1 tRNA gene and 1 rRNA gene are annotated in these 411 nt (G+C 57.9%); both read right to left on the bottom strand.

Features of this window, described 5'->3' with window-relative positions:
- Positions 1–77 (bottom strand) — tRNA-Met (locus ALII_RS0120865).
- 133 nt (positions 78–210) lie between these two features.
- Positions 211–325 (bottom strand): 5S ribosomal RNA (gene rrf / locus ALII_RS0120860).
- Between the last annotated feature and the right edge of the window lie 86 nt (positions 326–411).

Here is a 411-nt window from a genome sequence, read left to right as displayed (position 1 = left end):
TGGTTGCGGGGGCAGGATTTGAACCTGCGACCTTCAGGTTATGAGCCTGACGAGCTACCGGGCTGCTCCACCCCGCGTCACCTAAGTCTCTGGCTTTTGCCAGGATTGGTGTTGTTCTGGAATGACTTGGGCCGCTTTCGCGGCCCTTTGAGCCGCCTTATGCGGCGGGTTTTCGTATCGAGAAGATTTTTGCATTCATGCATTTGGCAGACCTGGCAGCGACCTACTCTCCCGCGTCTTGAGACGAAGTACCATCGGCGCTGGGGCGTTTCACGGCCGTGTTCGGAATGGGAACGGGTGCAGCCACCCCGCCAGAACCACCAGGTCGGCAAAAGGCATGAATGTTGAGAAGCTGGGTTTTGAGGGGAGTAGGGGAATAAGGGAGTAGGGCAGTATGTGCCGCACGTCCTC

Origin of the sequence: Aliihoeflea sp. 2WW (assembly GCF_000497755.1) — a bacterium.
Lineage (GTDB): Bacteria > Pseudomonadota > Alphaproteobacteria > Rhizobiales > Rhizobiaceae > Aliihoeflea.
The sequence above is the reverse complement of the archived record's forward strand: the minus strand, read 5'-3'. Positions and strand labels throughout refer to the sequence as shown.